This window comes from Streptomyces sp. GL_141 (assembly GCF_057834385.1).
Genome location: NZ_CM174402.1, coordinates 8,023,513 through 8,038,890, shown reverse-complemented (window position 1 = coordinate 8,038,890; position 15,378 = coordinate 8,023,513). Strand labels below are relative to the sequence as shown.

At 73.8% G+C, this 15,378-nt stretch carries 19 protein-coding genes; 8 read left to right on the top strand and 11 right to left on the bottom strand.

The annotated features are described in order from the left end of the window. Nucleotides 1-38: 38 nt before the first annotated feature. Nucleotides 39-1,268, bottom strand: a complete 1,230-nt coding sequence (locus AC3IX6_RS35870) for an RNA polymerase sigma factor (RefSeq protein WP_489367447.1) — start codon at nt 1,266-1,268, stop codon at nt 39-41. Nucleotides 1,269-1,356: 88 nt separating this feature from the next. After that, entirely contained in the window at nt 1,357-1,716 is a 360-nt protein-coding gene (locus AC3IX6_RS35865; RefSeq protein ID WP_327251158.1) for a YciI family protein, read from the bottom strand. A 204-nt stretch (nt 1,717-1,920) separates the two neighbouring features. On the opposite strand from AC3IX6_RS35865, the gene AC3IX6_RS35860 reads away from it, so the two are divergent. Continuing rightward, a complete protein-coding gene (locus AC3IX6_RS35860; RefSeq protein WP_489367445.1) occupies nt 1,921-2,295 on the top strand; it encodes a DoxX family protein in 375 nt (124 codons plus the stop codon). A 23-nt stretch (nt 2,296-2,318) separates the two neighbouring features. Here the strand turns inward: AC3IX6_RS35860 and AC3IX6_RS35855 are convergent, their stop codons facing one another. Then, entirely contained in the window at nt 2,319-2,588 is a 270-nt protein-coding gene (locus tag AC3IX6_RS35855) for a hypothetical protein (protein WP_489367444.1), read from the bottom strand. Between the two features lie 93 nt (nt 2,589-2,681). On the opposite strand from AC3IX6_RS35855, the gene AC3IX6_RS35850 reads away from it, so the two are divergent. Then, nucleotides 2,682-3,023, top strand: a complete 342-nt coding sequence (locus AC3IX6_RS35850; RefSeq protein WP_489367443.1) for a thioredoxin family protein — start codon at nt 2,682-2,684, stop codon at nt 3,021-3,023. 67 nt (nt 3,024-3,090) lie between these two features. Here AC3IX6_RS35850 and AC3IX6_RS35845 read toward each other — a convergent pair whose 3' ends face one another. Continuing rightward, nucleotides 3,091-4,836, bottom strand: a complete 1,746-nt coding sequence (locus tag AC3IX6_RS35845; protein WP_489367442.1) for a cation:proton antiporter — start codon at nt 4,834-4,836, stop codon at nt 3,091-3,093. Nucleotides 4,837-4,946: 110 nt separating this feature from the next. After that, the gene (locus AC3IX6_RS35840; protein ID WP_489367441.1) at nt 4,947-5,981 is read right to left on the bottom strand and encodes a BtrH N-terminal domain-containing protein; all 1,035 of its coding nucleotides are present in this window, start codon (nt 5,979-5,981) and stop codon (nt 4,947-4,949) included. A gap of 112 nt (nt 5,982-6,093) precedes the next feature. On the opposite strand from AC3IX6_RS35840, the gene AC3IX6_RS35835 reads away from it, so the two are divergent. Beyond that, nucleotides 6,094-6,447: a DUF1304 domain-containing protein gene (locus AC3IX6_RS35835; RefSeq protein ID WP_254381581.1), complete on the top strand. Its 354-nt coding sequence runs from the start codon at nt 6,094-6,096 to the stop codon at nt 6,445-6,447. Continuing rightward, nucleotides 6,444-7,019, top strand: coding sequence for a TetR/AcrR family transcriptional regulator (locus AC3IX6_RS35830; RefSeq protein ID WP_489367440.1), 576 nt, complete (start codon nt 6,444-6,446; stop codon nt 7,017-7,019). Before AC3IX6_RS35835 ends, AC3IX6_RS35830 begins: the two co-directional genes overlap by 4 nt. A gap of 43 nt (nt 7,020-7,062) precedes the next feature. On the opposite strand, the gene AC3IX6_RS35825 is transcribed toward AC3IX6_RS35830, so the two are convergent. Together AC3IX6_RS35825 and AC3IX6_RS35820 are read right to left on the bottom strand one after the other, a co-directional pair. After that, nucleotides 7,063-7,587, bottom strand: a complete 525-nt coding sequence (locus AC3IX6_RS35825; RefSeq protein WP_489371660.1) for a kinase — start codon at nt 7,585-7,587, stop codon at nt 7,063-7,065. Between the two features lie 96 nt (nt 7,588-7,683). Then, complete coding sequence (locus AC3IX6_RS35820) at nt 7,684-7,887, bottom strand: cold-shock protein (RefSeq protein WP_489367439.1); 204 nt, start codon at nt 7,885-7,887, stop codon at nt 7,684-7,686. Between the two features lie 223 nt (nt 7,888-8,110). Between AC3IX6_RS35820 and AC3IX6_RS35815 the strand changes: the two genes are divergently transcribed. Next, entirely contained in the window at nt 8,111-9,166 is a 1,056-nt protein-coding gene (locus AC3IX6_RS35815) for a 2-oxoglutarate and iron-dependent oxygenase domain-containing protein (RefSeq protein WP_489367438.1), read from the top strand. On the opposite strand, the gene AC3IX6_RS35810 is transcribed toward AC3IX6_RS35815, so the two are convergent. Continuing rightward, nucleotides 9,084-9,452 (bottom strand): HGxxPAAW family protein, encoded by a 369-nt coding sequence (locus tag AC3IX6_RS35810; protein ID WP_489367437.1) that lies wholly within the window; start codon nt 9,450-9,452, stop codon nt 9,084-9,086. The genes AC3IX6_RS35815 and AC3IX6_RS35810 overlap by 83 nt on opposite strands. A gap of 105 nt (nt 9,453-9,557) precedes the next feature. Between AC3IX6_RS35810 and AC3IX6_RS35805 the strand changes: the two genes are divergently transcribed. Both AC3IX6_RS35805 and AC3IX6_RS35800 read left to right on the top strand, forming a co-directional pair. Beyond that, on the top strand, nt 9,558-10,052 hold the full coding sequence (locus AC3IX6_RS35805) for a MarR family transcriptional regulator (RefSeq protein WP_489367436.1): 495 nt from the start codon (nt 9,558-9,560) through the stop codon (nt 10,050-10,052). A gap of 94 nt (nt 10,053-10,146) precedes the next feature. Then, complete coding sequence (locus AC3IX6_RS35800; RefSeq protein WP_385373907.1) at nt 10,147-11,649, top strand: DEAD/DEAH box helicase; 1,503 nt, start codon at nt 10,147-10,149, stop codon at nt 11,647-11,649. Nucleotides 11,650-11,762: 113 nt separating this feature from the next. Here the strand turns inward: AC3IX6_RS35800 and AC3IX6_RS35795 are convergent, their stop codons facing one another. Further along, entirely contained in the window at nt 11,763-12,299 is a 537-nt protein-coding gene (locus AC3IX6_RS35795; RefSeq protein WP_489367435.1) for a hypothetical protein, read from the bottom strand. 205 nt (nt 12,300-12,504) lie between these two features. On the opposite strand from AC3IX6_RS35795, the gene AC3IX6_RS35790 reads away from it, so the two are divergent. Next, complete coding sequence (locus AC3IX6_RS35790; RefSeq protein ID WP_489367434.1) at nt 12,505-13,593, top strand: hypothetical protein; 1,089 nt, start codon at nt 12,505-12,507, stop codon at nt 13,591-13,593. A 49-nt stretch (nt 13,594-13,642) separates the two neighbouring features. Here the strand turns inward: AC3IX6_RS35790 and AC3IX6_RS35785 are convergent, their stop codons facing one another. Together AC3IX6_RS35785 and AC3IX6_RS35780 are read right to left on the bottom strand one after the other, a co-directional pair. Continuing rightward, complete coding sequence (locus tag AC3IX6_RS35785) at nt 13,643-14,173, bottom strand: SRPBCC family protein (RefSeq protein WP_489367433.1); 531 nt, start codon at nt 14,171-14,173, stop codon at nt 13,643-13,645. Between the two features lie 54 nt (nt 14,174-14,227). Continuing rightward, nucleotides 14,228-15,319 carry an NUDIX domain-containing protein gene (locus AC3IX6_RS35780; protein WP_489367432.1) on the bottom strand — a complete coding sequence of 364 codons (1,092 nt, stop codon included), beginning with the start codon at nt 15,317-15,319 and terminating at the stop codon, nt 14,228-14,230. Nucleotides 15,320-15,378: the final 59 nt, after the last annotated feature.

Here is a 15,378-nt window from a genome sequence, read left to right as displayed (position 1 = left end):
GCCGCGGCCGATCCCGGGGCGCCGCCGGGCCGTGCGCCTCAGAGGCGGGCCGCGCGGGCGCGCAGCAGGCTCTGCTCCCGGGCGTTGCGCGTGAGGGAGGCGGCCCGTTCGAACTCCGCGCGGGCCTCCGCCGGGCGGCCGAGCCGCTCCAGCAGGTCTCCCCGTACGCTCGGCAGCAGGTGGTAGGAGCGCAGGGCCGGTTCCTCCGTCAGGGCGTCGACCAGGGGGAGCGCCGCCGCCGGGCCCTCGGCCATCGAGACGGCGACGGCCCGGTTGAGCTCGATCACCGGTGACGGGATCAGCAGGACGAGCCGTCCGTACAGGGCGGCGATCGTGGGCCAGTCGGTGTCCTCGTAGCGGACGGCGTCGGCGTGACAGCCGGCGATGGCGGCCTGGAGGGAGTAGGGGCCGGTGCCCGCCCGGTGCAGGGCTTCGACGCCGCGCCGGATCAGCAGGCGGTTCCACTTGGACCGGTTCTGGTCGGCCAGCAGCACCGGCTCCCCGTCCGGGCGGGTGCGGGTGGCGATGCGCGAGGCCTGGAACTCCAGCAGGGCCGCGAGGCCGTGCACCTCGGGCTCCTCGGGCATCAGGCCGGCCAGGACGCGGGCGAGGCGCAGGGCGTCCTCGCAGAGGGCGGGACGGACGAGGTCGTCGCCGGCCGTCGCGGAGTAGCCCTCGTTGAAGACGAGGTAGATGACCTCCAGCACGGAGGCGAGGCGCTCTTCGCGGTCGGCTCCGTACGGGACCTCGAAGGGCACCGCGGCCTTCGCGAGCGCCCGCTTCGCCCGGACGATCCGCTGGGCGACGGTCGGTTCGGGGCAGAGGAAGGCGCGGGCGATCTCCTGGGTCGTCAGACCGCCCATCAGCCGCAGGGTCAGCGCGATCCGCGCCTCGGTGGCGAGGACGGGGTGGCAGGCGGTGAAGATCAGCCGCAGCAGGTCGTCGTCGATGGACTCGGGATCGGCGAGCGCGGCCTCCTCCTCCGGCGGCGGGACGTCCTCCAGGGTGCGGCCCACTTCGGCGAGCTTGCGCGCGTACGTCTCCTTGCGGCGGACGAGGTCGATGGCTTGGTGTTTGGCGGTGGCCATCAGCCAGGCCCCCGGCCTGTCGGGCACGCCGGAGGCCGGCCACTGCTCCAGCGCCGCGACCAGCGCGTCCTGGGTGATCTCCTCGGCGATGCCGACGTCGCGCACGATCCGGGCGACGCCCGCGATGATCCGCGCGGACTCGATCCTGAACACCGCTTCGACCGCTCGGGTCGTACTCACTGCCGTCACGGCTACCCATCAGAGCAGCCGTGACGAGGCAGGGCAAACGGCGCGGCAGGCTGCGGCGCGGCGCGGCGCCGCTCGGCCGTCAGCTTCCGTCGAGCTGACGGAGCTCGGCGCCGACCGTCCAGTTCTCGGGGTGGATCTCCAGGAAGCGCTTGGTCCACTCCAGCGCCTCGTCCTTGTCCTTGCACTGCATGAGTGCGTACCCGCCGACGACCTCCTTGGTCTCGGTGAAGGGTCCGTCGGTGTAGCTGAGCTTCCCGCCGGACCAGGTGACCCGGGTGCCCTCGGAGGTGGGGAGCAGGCCCGCGGTGTCGAGCATGACTCCGGCCTTGGTGATCTCCTCCATGAGGGCGCCCATGCGGTCGTTGAAGTCGGCCGGGAACGGGGTGTCGGGGGTGAGGTTCTGCTCGTCGATGCGGATCATCGAAAGGAAGCGCGGCATGGTGACTCCTCGGTGGTGGAGGACGGGGCCCTTCCCCGCCTCTCACCCCTGCGTCGAACGGGAGACGCCGGGATCGACAGCTTCCCGGAAAAATCTTCGGAGATTTTCGGGACGCGCGCGGCGACGGAGATTCCGGTCGCCTCCCCACCCGGAGCTACCGGCGAGTAGGATCGCCGGGCCCAGGCCCTTCCGAGAGGATCTTTGATGCCGCGCATACCCTCCTCACCGCTCCTGCTCGCCGGTCTGCTGGCGGGCGCGGCGGTGGCGCACGCCGTCGCCCCCAAGCAGTTCGACGCGATCGTGCCGCGCTCGCTGCCCGGCAGCCCGCGCCAGTGGACGTACGCGAGCGGCGTGGCGGAGCTCGCGCTCGCGGCCGGGGTGGCCCACCCGCGGACCCGCCGGGTGGCGGCGCTGGCGACGGCGGCGTTCTTCGTCGGCGTGTTCCCCGCCAACGTCAAGATGGCCGCCGACGCCCGCCGACGCTCCCCCGCCCTGCGGGCCGTGGCCGTGGGCCGGCTGCCGCTCCAGGTCCCGCTGGTGCTGTGGGCCCGCAAGGTCAGCCGGAACGCGGCGGGCTGAGGCCGCCGGCCAACGCCCCGGGGTCAGCGGCTGTCGCCCGTCCAGTCCCAGTGACCGGGATCGGCGACGCGACGGCGGTAGTGGGCCCGGCCGCCGGGACCGTAGCGCCCTATCTCCGTGGGGAGCCTGGCCTCCTCGGCGAGCTGCGGGCCGCTCCAGCCCGTGATGTCGAGCAGCAGCCCGTCGAGGGGCCCGCCCACGAGCTCGCCGTAGGCGTGCCCCGGGAGCGGACCCGGGTCGGGGTCGTCGTGGTCGGCGCCGTAGACCCGGCGCCGGAGCATCCTGTCGTCCATACCGGTCAGCTTCACAGACGGCACTGACAACGGGCCCCAGCGGCGATGATGGAGCCGTTCGGATCGCACGGCACACGAAGCGGAGCACCATCCATGGCACCACGCCGGGTACACCAGCCACTGGAGGACCAGGAGTTCGACTTCATCCTCGGCATGACGGACGGCCCGGTGCTCGCCTACTTCTGCGGGAGCTGGCCGAAGGCCCTGGAACCCTGCCGCGCGATGGACACGGTCGTCGCCGCACTGGCGCAGGAGTACGGGACCCGGCTGACGGCGGTGCGCGTGGACATCACCCGCTGCCCCGCGCAGACCAAGCGGTACGGGGTGACGGGGGCCCCGACGGCCGTCCTCATCACGGCCGGCGAGCCGGTGGCGACCCAGGCGGGACCGATGACGGCCGCGGACTTCCGGGCGTTCCTCGACGCCCACCTCTGAGCGCATCCTCCGCGCCGTCCGCGCCCGCGTCCCCGCGACGAGGCGCGGGTTCGGTACCGGCACCGGCTCAGTGACCGGCGGCGGCGCTGAGCCTCTGGAACACGGCCTCGTCCAGGTCCAGCCCGCGCTGGGCCCGGTTGATGGCCTGCGAGCTGTAGATCCCGGTCGAGCGGGCCGCCAGTACGGCGTCCCGCGAGGCCGCGATCACACCGAGCCGCAGGTCCACGTACTGCTCACGGGCTCCTTCGATCGCGGGGACGCCCGCCTCCCCGTCCTTGCGCTCGAGCCGGGCGTCCTCGCGCACCTTGGCGAGGACGTCGGGCGCGTACGGGCTGCCGTCGCCCCGGACGAGGCCCGGCTCCTCCAGTGCGGCCCGGCCGGCGGCGGCGACCTCGTCGAGCAGCCGCGCGTACTCCTCCTGGAAGCGGACCGGGTCGTCGCCGGAGATCTTCACCTTCCGGATGACGGCCGGCAGGGTCAGGCCCTGGAGCAGCAGGGTGCTGGTGGCGACCACGAAGGCGATGAGCAGCAGCTGGGGGCGGTACGGGGTGTCCTCGGGCAGGGTCTGGGCCGCGGCGACGGTGATCGCCCCGCGCATCCCGGCCCAGGCCAGGGCCACGCCGCTGCGCCAGCCGAGGCTCTCGTTGACCTTGAAGTCGGCGTCGGCCGAGGCCCGGGTGACGCGTTCCCTCATCTGCTCCCTGCGGCGGGGCGTCAGCTCCCTGCGGGGCCTCAGCGGATTGGCCTGCTGCTCGGACTCCGGGGCGCCGAGCCGGTCCATCAGCCAGTCGAGGCGGGGCTTCTTCTCGGCGGCCCGCTGCGCGTCCTTGCGCAGGGAGGCGATGAGCGGGGCGACGAACACCATGCGCGCCACGATCACCAGGGCGGCGGCCGCGAGCCCGATGAACAGGGCCCGCCAGGCACTGAGCCCGTCCGCGGCGACCTGGTCGAGGAGGCCCTTCAGGCCGAGTCCCATCAGGAGGAAGACCGCGCTCTCGAGCAGGAAGGCAAGGGTGCGCCAGTTCATGGCTTCGGACAGCCGGTCCTGGGCGCTGAGGAAGCGCGGGGCCTGGTGGCCGGTGACCAGACCCGCGCCGACCACAGCGAGGACCCCGGAGGCGTGGAACTCCTCGGCCGGCAGGAAGGCGACGAAGGGCACGACGAAGGAGATCGCCGTGTTCAGCAGGCTGTCCTTGAGCAGGGCCCGGACCCGGACGTTGACGAGGCCCACGACGATGCCGACGGCGGTGGCGAGGGCCACGGAGAAGAGGAAGTTCCCGGCGACTCCGGCCAGGGAGACGGTTCCGGCCATGGCCGCGATCGCGGAGCGCAGCAGCACCAGCGCGGAGGCGTCGTTGACGAGGCCCTCGCCCTCCAGCATGGTCAGCAGCCGGGACGGGAGGCCGAGCTGTTTGCCCATGGAGGTCGCGGCGACCGCGTCGGTGGGGCTGACCACGGCGCCGAGGGCGAAGGCGGCGGGCCAGCCGAGGCCGGGCATGAGCCAGTGGAAGAGCCAGCCCGCACCGAGGGTGGTGACGGCCACGAGCAGGACCGCGAGACCGCCGATCGCCTTGATGTTGCGGCGGAAGTCCGACGCGGGCATGTTCACGGCGCTCGAATAGAGCAGGGGCGGCAGCACTCCCGCGAGGACCCACTCGGGCTCGATGGCGAGCGCCGGCACCCCCGGTACGAAGCTGAGGGCGATGCCGACGACCACCAGGCTCAGCGGGGCGGCGAGGCCGAGCCGCTTCGAGAAGGCGGCGACGGCGACGATGCTGCTGACGCCGACGATCGAGACGAGGGTCATTTCCATGGGCGGTACGGGGCCTTAGCGGTGCTCGGGGACGGTTTGTCCACCGTACGCCCATGGGTTTCACCGCGTCAAAAATTGAGCAACTCAACTTTTGACGCGGCCTCCGCGCCCTACTCGGCGGGCGCGGCCTCCGGCAGCAGCGCGACCGCCCGGCGCTCCAGCACCAGGGCCTCGTCCACGAGCTCGGCGCAGGCGCCGAAGAGCTCCCGCCGCCCCGCGGCGTCCGCCGCGGGATCCGCCGCGCGGGCCAGCTCCGCGAGCTGCGACCAGTGCCGGCCGGAGTCGCGGAAGAGCGCGGCCGCCTCACCGTGCCCGGCGAGGTCGAGGAAGTCCGCGTACAGCGGCCGGGTGGCGCCCGGGGCGGTCCACTCCTCCTCCAGGCAGGCGTACAGCCGCCGCGTCCCCAGGGCGAAGGCCTCGGGGGTGGCGAAGCGGCGCTCCCAGCCCGTCCTGGTGCTGGTGTCGCGCAGCTGCGCGGCGAACTTCTCCATGCCGGAGAAGCCGAAGTTCACGTCGAAGTGGTTGCCGAGCACCGGCCCGGTGAGGCGGGAGACGGTGGCGGCGATCGCCGCGTCCAGGTCGGGTTCACCGGCCGGCTTCCCGGTGGTCACCACCATCTGGTGGCGGCCCTTCTTGTGCCCGGACCAGGCCGCGCCGAACTCCTCGCGGCCGATCGCGTACGCGCTGCCCGCCCCGTCCAGACCGGCTGCCGGGTCGTCGACCTGGAAGGTGTCCCCGTCGTAGCCGACCACGGTCACCACGTACGGGTCGGCGGCGGCCAGTTCGGCCATCGGGGCGGGTCCGTGCCAGGGCAGGGCGGACCGGTCGACGGTGCAGAACACCGGGGCGCCGGCGTCGAGCGCGGCCTCGACGCGGTGCCAGCGGGGCTTGGCGCTGCGCGTGGCCTCGTACGGGATGCGCAGGCGGCCGAGGGCGACCTGGACCCAGGGGTCGGGGTGGGCCTGGGCGACGATCGTCGGCATCGGCGGCCGGCCGGCGTACTCGAACACGAAGTACATGAAGCCGATACCGCCCGCCAGGCCCGCGACCAGGGCCTCTTCGTGAACGCTGCCGAGTGCGTGCCGGATCAGCGTGGCCTCGCGGTGGCGTCCGGGGGCGAAGTCTTCATATACGTGCGCAGTCATGCGGTCAGCGTAGCCGCGCCGCGGACCGCCGGCCGCGACCCGACTTCCTGTACAGTTGTCCAGGAAGTCGGAGGGACCGCCCTCCGGCTCGCCCCGCCCCAGGGAGGTGGCCGTGCACACGGTCGCAACGATCCTCATCGGCCTCGTCGCCGCGCTGCACGCGTACTTCCTGGTCCTGGAGATGTTCCTGTGGCAGCGGCCGCCCGGGCGCGCCCTGTCCGGCTTCGACGCCGACACGGCCCGTCTGACCGCCCCGCTCGCCGCGAACCAGGGCCTCTACAACGGATTCCTCGCCGCCGGCCTGGTCTGGTCCCTCGTCATCGACTCGCTCGCCACGCAGATCTTCTTCCTCGTCTGCGTGATCGTCGCCGGGGTGTACGGGGCCGCGACCGCCAACCGCCGCATCCTCCTCGCCCAGGCCCTGCCCGGCGCCCTTGCCCTGGGCGCGGCGCTGCTCGCCGGATGACCTCCCGGACCGACCCCCGGACCGCCCGCACCAAGGACCGGCTGCGCGAGAGCCTCCTCGCCGAGTGCGCGGACCGGCCGCTCGGCGAGGTCAGCGTCTCCGCGGTGGTCCGCCGAGCGGGCGTCGGCCGGGCCACCTTCTACCTGCACTACGAGGACCTCACCGCGCTCGCGGTGGACGCGTGCGCCGACGTCGTCCACGCGGCGGTCGACGCCCTGCACGCCTGGCAGACGGATCCGTCCGCGCCTCCCCCGGCCCGCCCCCCGGCCGCGCTGGCCGCCTTCCTCGGCGGCGCGGCCGACCGGGCACCGCTCTACCGCACGCTGCTCCAGCCGGGCGGCGGCGGCCCGCTCGGCGAACGCCTGTACCGGGAACTGCGCGCCCGCAGCCGCGCCGAACGGGCCGCGGTGGGGGCCCCGCGCCCCGAGCTGGTGGCTTCGGCCGTGGCCGCCACCTTCACCGCCGTGCTCGCGGACTGGCTGCACGGCGACCTGCCCGCAGGCCTGGCGGACCCGGCCGAGCTGGCGGACCGGATCTGGCCGCTCCTCGTCGCCCTGCACCGGGCGGGATGATCCGTCACGGGGAATCCCGCCCCACCCCGGCGGCGGGGACGGGCTACGCCCCCTCCACCACCAGCCCGGTCTCGGCCATCACCCGGGCGACGGTGTCCTCCAGCGAGTGCTCCGGCTCGATGACGCTCTCCCAGTCGCCGGGCAGCAGATCGAGCGGCCGGTACCACGCGCGCATCTCCGCCTCGCCGTACTCGGCGGCCTGCGGCTTGCCCGCGTGCCGCCGCAGGGTCTCCTCGAAGGGCACGTCGAGGTAGTAGAAGTGGGTCGGCCCGCGGTGGGCGCGGCGCAGGGCGTCGAGCATGGGGCCGTAGCGGTCCGCGTAGAGGATCCCCTCGACGATCACGTGGAAGCCGTGGTCCAGCGCGTAGCGCGCCACGCTGCCGATGAGCCCGATGTTCGCCGCGCCCGGCGTGTCCTGCTCGCGCAGGACGACGCGGCGCAGGTTGTCCTGGCCCACGAGCGCGAGGCCCCGGCCGTGGCGGTCGCGGATGCCCTCCGCCACGGAGGACTTGCCCGCGGCGGAGTTGCCGCGCAGCACGATCAGCCGGGTGTCCGGCGTGCCGGTCATCATCCGGCCCACGCTACCCGTCCGGCCCGGACGTGCGTGAGCCCCGCCGGAAGATCCGGCGGGGCTCACGTCACGGACCGGGCTCGTGAAGCGGCGCTAGAGAGCGATCACCTGCTCCGCCTGGGGACCCTTGGGACCCTGCGTGACGTCGTACTCGACCTTCTGCCCCTCGTCCAGCGCCTTGAAGCCGCTGGACTGGATCGCGGAGAAGTGCACGAACACGTCGGGACCGCCGTCGTCCTGCTGGATGAAGCCGAACCCCTTCTCAGAGTTGAACCACTTCACGATGCCAGTTGCCATCTGTACTGATCCTTCACAACGTTCCACCGGCCGCACACGCGGCCGGACCCGATCCTGCCCATTGATCGGCCCGAGCACACGCCAAGCGCGGCCAACCGGGGCGCTTCCGGGTATTCGAACTTTTCTCCGTCCCGTCCGTGAATCGGGGGAGCAGGCCTTCGCACGGGCCCTTGGAAGGGCTCTCGGCGGGGCGCTCCGAAGGAGTCTTCGAGAGGGGACGGACATGGGCGAGCTCGCGACGTTCCGGGTGCCGGCTCGGATCACGGGAACGACGGCGGACATCATGCTCGGCGGGGCCATGGTCCGCGCCTGGCAGCGCGACGGGATCTTCCAAGTGGCCGTCGACGGACGGCAGGAGGCCCGCACGCGGGCCGCGCTGGCGGCGAGCCGGCGGTTCTTCGCCCGGCCGGCGGCGGAGAAGGCCGGGTACGTCAACGACACTTCGTACAGCGGGTACATCGCCTCGGGCGAGGAGGTGACGGCCGGCCGGCCGGACGCCTCGGAGATCTTCACCATCACCCCCGACATCCCCGCACCGGCGGCCGCGGCCGCCGGCCTGCCCTGCCACGGCCCGGTCCCCTGGCCCTCCCCCGGCTACCGCGCGGCCATGGAGGCCTACTTGGCGGGCGTCGGCGGGCTCGGCGAGCGGTTGCTGCGGCTCGTGGCCCTCGGGCTGGGCCTCGGACCGGCCGGCATCGACCGGCTCGCGGGCCTGACCCGCGGCGGCTGGCACCACATGCGGGTGCTGCGCTTCCCCGCCGCGGAGCGGACCGCGGAGCGCGGGATCGGCGCCCACACCGACTACGGACTGCTCGTGATCGCCGCCCAGGACGAGGTCGGCGGGCTCTTCGTACGACCTCCGGTGCCGGGCGAGGAGCGCCCGCGCAACTGGCTGCCGGGCGAGAGCACGGCGGGCTTCGCCGAGGACCGGCCCGGCTGGGCCGCGGTGCGGCCCGTGGCGCGGGTGCTGACGGTGTTCCCCGGGGACATCCTCCAGTTCATGACCGGCGGCGCCCTGCTCTCCACCCCGCACCGGGTGAGGCTGGCGGACCGGGAGCGGTACGCCCTCGCCTACTTCCACGAGCCGCGTTTCGGCGCCCGGATCCGCCCCCTCGACCCGGCGCGGGCCCAGCGGGGCGGGGGCGGGTACGACGAGGCCGCGGTGATCCACTACGGGGAGCACTTCACCCGGATGTTCATGCGGTGCTATCCGCAGCGGGCAACGACGCGGCGGATCGAGAGCCAGGGGCTGCTGCGGCACCTCGCCGCGGCCCGCTGAGCCGGCAGCCCAGGCAGTCGGCGTGGCCGGAGTGCGCGGCGGTGTCGCGGACCCGCCAGTCCCACTGGCCCTCCGGCCGGGGACCGCTCGGCTTGCCCCATCCGGCGAGGTGCAGGAGCCAGGTGACGATGCCCGCCGCCACGACGACCCCCAGGCCGATCCAGATGCCGGGGGTCCAGGCGGCGCACAGGGACGCGCCCGCGGCCGCGCTTCCCGCCAGGGCGATCGCAGTGCCGGTCCAGCCCGCCACCGTGTGGCCGAGGTCCACGTGGCCGTGAGCGCTCATCGTTCTCCCCTGCTTCGTCGGTTCAGTAGGCTCGAATGGCGCTCTCTTACGGAGAGAGCCACTTATCTCACGAGCTAAGTAACTTAGATGCTAAGGAGTAACCGCGTGCAGGGCAAGCCCCGCCCCGCGGCCACGGTTCAGGAAGCGCTGTCGCGCATGGACCGGTACGTCGCTCTCGGCATCGTCGGCCAGCAGGAGGTGGCGCAGCTCCTGGGGCTGAACGTCACCGACCTGACCTGCCTCGGCCACATCCTGGGCGCCGGCGAGGACCCGCTCGGCGCCGGCGACCTCGCCGAGCTGACCAACCTCACCACCGGCGCGGTGACCGGGGTGCTCAACCGCCTGGAGCGCGCCGGGTACGCGAGCCGGCAGCCCGACCCCGCGGACCGGCGCCGGGTACGGGTGGTCGCGGACCCGGCCGCCGCCGCGCGGATCTTCGCCGTGTACGAGCCCTTCTACGCCCGGCTCGGCGCGGTGTTCGCCGAGTACACCCCCGACGAGATCGCCGTCATCGCCGACTGGTTCGGGCGGGCGACGGCCGAGGTCACCGCCCATCTGGACCGGGTGCGGACCGGGGAACTCGGGCCGGTGGCCCCGTAACCCCGATGGTAAAATTTGCCTTTTGGCGACGTTCGCGTCGTACTCCCGATCATCTTGCCCAAACATTTGAAACACGCCTCACGGAAGGTTCTGCATGAAGAACCCGTCACCTCATGGGCGCTTCGGCATCAAGCCCGGAGCGAAGGCAGGCCCGAAGGGCGGTGCGAAGGGCGGCGGAAAGACCCCGCGGACCCTCGGCCCCCAGGGCGAGTACTCAATGCCCCGGACGACCACGCCGGCGCTGCCGCCGGTGGAGTCCTTCTCGGAGCTCGGCCTGCCCCCTGAGCTGGTGACGACGATGGCCGACCAGGGGGTGGCGGAGCCGTTCCCCATCCAGGCGGCGACCCTCCCCAACTCCCTGGCGGGCCGCGACATCCTCGGCCGCGGGCGGACCGGCTCGGGCAAGACCCTCGCCTTCGGCCTGGCCATGCTCGCCCGTACGGCGGGTCAGCAGGCCGATCCGAAGCGGCCGCTCGCGCTGGTCCTCGTACCGACCCGCGAGCTGGCGCAGCAGGTGACCGAGGCCCTGGCCCCGTACGCGCAGGCCCTGAAGCTGCGCATGGCCACGGTCGTCGGCGGCCTGTCGATCGGCAAGCAGACGGGCGCGCTGCGCACCGGCGCCGAGATCGTGGTGGCCACCCCGGGGCGGCTCAGCGACCTCATCGGCCGGCGCGACGTGCACCTGGAGCGCGTGAAGATCGTCGTCCTCGACGAGGCCGACCAGATGTGCGACATGGGCTTCATGCCGCAGGTCACCGAGATCCTCGACCAGTGCCACCACGCCGGCCAGCGGATGCTGTTCTCCGCCACGCTGGACCGCAACGTGGACCAGCTCGTCCAGCGGTACCTGAAGGACCCGGTCGGGCACTCCGTGGACCCGCAGTCCGCTTCGGTGTCCACGATGGACCACCACGTGCTGCACATCCACGCCGCGGACAAGGTCTCGGCCGCGACCGAGATCGCCGCGCGCGAGGGCCGGGTGCTGATGTTCCTGGACACCAAGCACGGGGTCGACCAGTTCGTGAAGCACCTGCGGGCCATGGGCGTACGCGCGGAGGGGCTGCACAGCGGGAAGTCGCAGCCGCAGCGCACCCGGACGCTGGGACAGTTCAAGGACGGCCTGCTGAACGTCCTGGTCGCGACCAACGTCGCCGCCCGCGGCATCCACATCGAGGACCTCGACCTCGTGGTCAACGTGGACCCGCCGGCCGACAGCAAGGACTACCTGCACCGGGGCGGCCGCACCGCGCGCGCCGGCGAGTCCGGCAAGGTCGTCACCCTGGTCACCCCCAACCAGCGGCGCGACATCGTCCGGCTGATGGCCGACGCCAAGATCCGGCCGACCATCACCCAGGTCCGCTCCGGCGAGGCCGCGCTGAGCCGCATCACCGGCGCGAAGGCCCCCTCCGGCGTACCGCTGGCCGGCGCCGCGGCCACCGACGCCAAGGGCCGGCCTTCGGGCTCGGACCTGGGCTTCCGCGGGATCGGCACCCGGCCCGGGCGGCCCGGCAAGGGCAAGGAGTCCCGCAAGACCATCGAGGCCCGGCAGGCCGCCGAGGCCCGCGCGGCGGCGCGGGTGCGGCGCGGCACGAAGTAGCGCGCGGCAGCAGGACGGGAGGGCCGGGACCGCGGTGCGGTCCCGGCCCTCCCCTGCGTTCCGTGGGTCCCGCGCGTGCCGTGCGGACCGTCAAACGGGACCCGCCGGGCGGGTCACGAGCTCATCGCGGCCCGCCTCAGCAGTCGCTGCGCCGCCGCGTTGCGGACCCGGCGGGTCCGGGCGCCCGCGGCGAGCAGCCGTAGGGCCTCGTCCCCGTGCAGGGACTGGGCCGCCGTGCGCTGACACCAGTCGGAGGCCGCGAGGAGCTCCCCCGCGGACCAGGGCTCGCCCTGCGTGACGGCCTTCAGCAGGGTCCACTCGCGCAGCCGGCGGCCCGCGAAGGTACGGCCGCCGAGGGCGGCCCCGACGGACTGCGCCCAGGCCGGGAAGGCCGCGTCGGTCAGCAGCCCGGCCGCCCGCCGGTCGAGGTGCGTGACCACCGCGCTCTCCGCCATCACCAGGTCCGGGTCGCGCAGGACGGCGGCCACGGCCTCGGCCTCCCCGGGCTGACCGGAGACGGCTGCCAGGGACTCCAGGTGCCGGGCGTAACGCCAGTGCTCGGACGGCCCGTTCGCCGCCACCGCGCCGGTCGTCCCCTCGGCACGGCGCTCCGGGCCGCCTGGGCGTATCTGGTACTCGCTTCTCCCCATGCGGTCATTCCACACGACACCGGTGAACGACGAGTTGTCAGGGTGGCATCAAGCCCCTGTGGGACGGTACGGACGGGGTCACCGGAGCCAGTCGTCCCGCATCTGCGCAGGTCACAGGACTGTTACGTGATCTCGGTCCGGCTTGTGCCGCATCGGTGACGCCCTGTGAGATGGGCTGAGTCAAAAGCATGGGCGGGGGCCTGACATGACGGAACCGGCGGATTTCATCACGCGACTGCGCGCGGACGGACAAGACCAGGCACGGGTACAGGAGCAGGGACGGGGCCGGGACCAGGTCCGGGTCCAGGGCCGTGACCAGGACCAGGACCGGAATCAGGACCGGCATCAGGACCGGCATCAGGACCGCGAGGCGGCCTTCCACGCCGACCAGCGCCGACGGCGCGTCAGACGCCTGTCCGTCGGAGCCGTCGCCGCCCTGGCGCTCGCCGGTGTCACCGCGTGGCTGGTGACCGCCCCACAGGGGCGGCCCGAGGGCGAGCCCTACGCCGCCACGCTGGACGAGAAGGCATGGCCCGACACGTGGCCGGCCACGACGGGCCTGCCGCTGCGCGGCTCGCCCGCCCGGACCTGGGCGACCGAGAAGGAGGAGCTCCCGCTGCCCGCGGCCACCGCGGTCGGTTCGATCCCGAAGGAGAAGGTCGCCGACGGACTGCGCCGGGCCCGGGAGTTCCTGGTCGCGGCCAATCTGGATCCGGAGGTGCTCCAGGGCGCGTGGCCCGCCGAGGCCATGGAGCTGCTCGATCCGCTGCAGCCCGCCCGCGCCGAGCTGACGGAGCACCTGCGCGAACCGGGTCTCCCGGACGCCGACCCCACCGAGCTGTTCACCCGCTTCGACCCCGCCCGGCTCACTCCGGCCCTGGGCGGCATCAGGGTGCGCGGCCGGATGGCCTTCGAGGCCGGCGGGGCTCCGGGACAGATCAGGATCCGCGCCGACTACACCTTCGTCTACGCCGTGCGGCGCGTGGCCCCGCACCCGGAGCCGGGGCCCGTGCCGGGCACGGAGGAGGTGGCGCGGGTGGTCGTACGCAGGCAGCTCGTGCTGCTCTACGCCGTGTCCGACTCCCCCGGCGTGACGGCCGGGAAGCTGACTCCGGCCGGGTACCGCCGGCAGCTCGGCAACCACGACTGCGGCACCGTCGACGGCTACGTCCACCCCTACTTCTCCAGGGAGGCGGCCGCCTCCGAGCGGCGGTGGCCGGTGGTCGACCCGTACGACGACAGCAAGGACATCCCCGACGGGCGGCCGAGCTGCACCGTCCCGTCACGCACCTGACCTCGCTGACCCCACCAGCCCCGCTCACCCCACGGGCACTGCCCCGCGCTCAGCCCCCGTGGCTCTCGTATCCGCCGGAGCCCTGGTCGTTCGCGTGCCCTTGCTCCGGGAGCGGGGCGCCGGTCTCCAGGAGGGTCTTGAGGCTGGACGCGAGCATCGGCCAGGCGCGCCCGCACATGCCGATGAGGGTGCCGCCCGGTTCGAAGCCCTCGTGGAGGATGGTGAGTCGGGCGAGCGTGTCACCGACCGGCTCGATCTCGTACGTCACCTTCGTGCGCCGCTCGCGGGCCAGCTCGGCGCGCAGCTCCTCGCCGATGCCCACGGAGGCGGCCCACTGCGGGGTGAAGGTGTGCCAGGTGTAGGAGAGCAGCCGCTCCGGTACGCACTCCAGCACCACCTGCTCCGGATCGCTCGTCCGCGCCCCGCGCTCCACCCAGTCCATTTTCGAGCCCACCCGCCAGTCGGTCTCGAAGTCGAGCCCCCAGTAGCGGCGGGTGAACGCGGGCTCGGTCAGGGCCTGCCACACGCGCGCGGGATCGGCCTGGACGTAGACGGTGTAGGTGATCGCAGTCTCGCTCATCCCCTCATGCTGCGGGACCGGGGCCCGCGGACCGGGGATTGAGCCGCTCCGCTCTCACCAGTGGCAGCCCTCCGCCGGGAGTTCCGTCGGCGGGGTGCGGGGCGGCGACGGGAGGGAGAGGTGCGCGCGGGCGGTGTGGACGGCAGCGAGTTCCTCGTGCCCGGCCGGGCCCCAGTCGCTGAGTTCCCGGACCTGTTCGGGGGTGGCCAGCAGTCGCGCGTACGCCGGGTCCGGGCCCGGGGGCAGCGCCGTGAGCCGGGCCGCGGTCCGCGGGTGGGCGCCCTGGTCGGCGTACCGGTACCCGAGCGGGAGCGCGCCCGCGGTGCGGCCCGCCGTCGGGGGCGGGAGGTGGGCGGCACCGGTGGCGCGGGCGATGAGCAGCAGCACGCGCCCGTCGGGGGCGAAGAGCCAGCCGGCGGGGTCCCGTGGTGTCAGGTGCGCGGGGGCGGGGCCCGGGTGCCAGGTGCCGTGCAGGGGGACGCGGCGGCTGCGCAGGACGCCGAGCCGGTCCAGGGCGGTGGGGGTGGTGGGACGGCCGTCCTCCAGCAGCGCGGCGCCTCCTCCGTTGATCCGGGCCCGCAGGGCGGACAGGGCGCGGCGGGCGTCGCCCGCGTCCATCAGGGCGGGCAGTTCGGCCGGCTCGGCGAAGTGGATGCCGGTGATCTCCTGCGCGGGGAGGCGGACGGAGTCGATGCGCTCCCGGCTCCAGGTACCGCCGTCGAAGACGTGCAGGATCTCGCCGGGGAACCCCATCCCGGGCGGCATGCCGGGCGCGTCGGCCGGGATCCAGTCGACGGCGAGGCCGCGCGGGTAGCGGCCCTCGACGCCGAGCTCCTCGTACACCTCGCGGGCGGCCGCCGCGGCCGGCGCCTCGCCGGCGTCCACGGCTCCGCCGGGCAGCAGCCGGTCGGGGCGGTAGTCGACGCTCTGGACCAGGACGCGCCCGTCGCCGTCGGTGACGAGGACGACGGCGCCGGTCCAGAGGGTGGCGCGGGAGGCCCCGTACTCCTCCGGGGTCATCCACGTGCCCGGACGCGCGGCGGGGGCGGCGCCTTCGGCCCGGGCTCCGGGTTCCGCCCGTACCCCGGGTGCGGCCGGGGCGGCGCCCGTGTCCTGCGTCACGTCCTCGTCGGTCAGCTGCGGCATCGGACTCCATTCACCGTAGGGGCACCGCGGGGGCGCCGTGCGGCCCCGTCGCGCGGGCA

Excerpts from the sequence above, each read along its gene's own strand:
- AC3IX6_RS35865 (WP_327251158.1), bottom strand. The coding sequence starts at position 1,716 with ATGCCGCGCTTCCTTTCGATGATCCGCATCGACGAGCAGAACCTCACC.
- AC3IX6_RS35860 (WP_489367445.1), top strand. The coding sequence starts at position 1,921 with ATGCCGCGCATACCCTCCTCACCGCTCCTGCTCGCCGGTCTGCTGGCG.
- AC3IX6_RS35855 (WP_489367444.1), bottom strand. The coding sequence starts at position 2,588 with ATGGACGACAGGATGCTCCGGCGCCGGGTCTACGGCGCCGACCACGAC.
- AC3IX6_RS35850 (WP_489367443.1), top strand. The coding sequence starts at position 2,682 with ATGGCACCACGCCGGGTACACCAGCCACTGGAGGACCAGGAGTTCGAC.
- AC3IX6_RS35845 (WP_489367442.1), bottom strand. The coding sequence starts at position 4,836 with ATGGAAATGACCCTCGTCTCGATCGTCGGCGTCAGCAGCATCGTCGCC.
- AC3IX6_RS35840 (WP_489367441.1), bottom strand. The coding sequence starts at position 5,981 with ATGACTGCGCACGTATATGAAGACTTCGCCCCCGGACGCCACCGCGAG.
- AC3IX6_RS35830 (WP_489367440.1), top strand. The coding sequence starts at position 6,444 with ATGACCTCCCGGACCGACCCCCGGACCGCCCGCACCAAGGACCGGCTG.
- AC3IX6_RS35825 (WP_489371660.1), bottom strand. The coding sequence starts at position 7,587 with ATGACCGGCACGCCGGACACCCGGCTGATCGTGCTGCGCGGCAACTCC.
- AC3IX6_RS35820 (WP_489367439.1), bottom strand. The coding sequence starts at position 7,887 with ATGGCAACTGGCATCGTGAAGTGGTTCAACTCTGAGAAGGGGTTCGGC.
- AC3IX6_RS35815 (WP_489367438.1), top strand. The coding sequence starts at position 8,111 with ATGGGCGAGCTCGCGACGTTCCGGGTGCCGGCTCGGATCACGGGAACG.
- AC3IX6_RS35810 (WP_489367437.1), bottom strand. The coding sequence starts at position 9,452 with ATGAGCGCTCACGGCCACGTGGACCTCGGCCACACGGTGGCGGGCTGG.
- AC3IX6_RS35800 (WP_385373907.1), top strand. The coding sequence starts at position 10,147 with ATGAAGAACCCGTCACCTCATGGGCGCTTCGGCATCAAGCCCGGAGCG.
- AC3IX6_RS35795 (WP_489367435.1), bottom strand. The coding sequence starts at position 12,299 with ATGGGGAGAAGCGAGTACCAGATACGCCCAGGCGGCCCGGAGCGCCGT.
- AC3IX6_RS35790 (WP_489367434.1), top strand. The coding sequence starts at position 12,505 with ATGACGGAACCGGCGGATTTCATCACGCGACTGCGCGCGGACGGACAA.
- AC3IX6_RS35785 (WP_489367433.1), bottom strand. The coding sequence starts at position 14,173 with ATGAGCGAGACTGCGATCACCTACACCGTCTACGTCCAGGCCGATCCC.
- AC3IX6_RS35780 (WP_489367432.1), bottom strand. The coding sequence starts at position 15,319 with ATGCCGCAGCTGACCGACGAGGACGTGACGCAGGACACGGGCGCCGCC.